This window comes from Candidatus Regiella insecticola LSR1 (assembly GCF_000143625.1).
Lineage (GTDB): Bacteria > Pseudomonadota > Gammaproteobacteria > Enterobacterales > Enterobacteriaceae > Regiella > Regiella insecticola.
The window spans coordinates 1-571 of record NZ_GL379728.1 but is presented as its reverse complement, the minus strand read 5'-3'; the positions used below and the strand labels follow the sequence as shown (position 1 = coordinate 571).

General features: G+C 43.1%; 1 pseudogene. It reads right to left on the bottom strand.

Annotated elements, in window-relative coordinates:
• Nucleotides 1–33: 33 nt before the first annotated feature.
• Nucleotides 34–571: pseudogene (gene nqrF, locus REG_RS10125) on the bottom strand (NADH:ubiquinone reductase (Na(+)-transporting) subunit F); the annotation flags it as partial.

Sequence of the window (571 nt, the reverse complement as noted above, 5' to 3'; positions counted from 1 at the left end):
CAAATAAATTATCTTTTTATACATGATTTTTTATTAGCCACCAAAATCATCCAGCATAATATTCTCATCCTCAACGCCCAAATTTTTCAGCATGCTGATCACCGCGGCATTCATCATCGGAGGACCACACATATAGAATTCACAGTCTTCAGGCGCGGGGTGATCTTTCAAATAATTTTCTAATAACACATTATGGATAAATCCTGTGTATCCGCTCCAATTGTCTTCCGGCAAGGGATCGGATAAGGCAACATGCCAAGTGAAATTATCGTTTCCTGCTTGCAGTTGATCAAAATCTTGTTCATAAAACATTTCCCGCCGCGAGCGGGCACCATACCAAAAGCTTATTTTCGCTTTGAATGGAGGCGATTAAGTTGATCAAAAATATGCGAACGCATGGGTGCCATGCCAGCACCGCCACCAATAAATACCATTTCAGCCTGCGTATCTTTAGCAAAAAATTCACCAAATGGGCCAGAGATAGTCACTTTATCACCCGGTTGCAAAGACCAGATATAAGAAGACATGATACCCGGTGGCGCCTCCGATTTATTCGGCGGCGGCGTGGCAA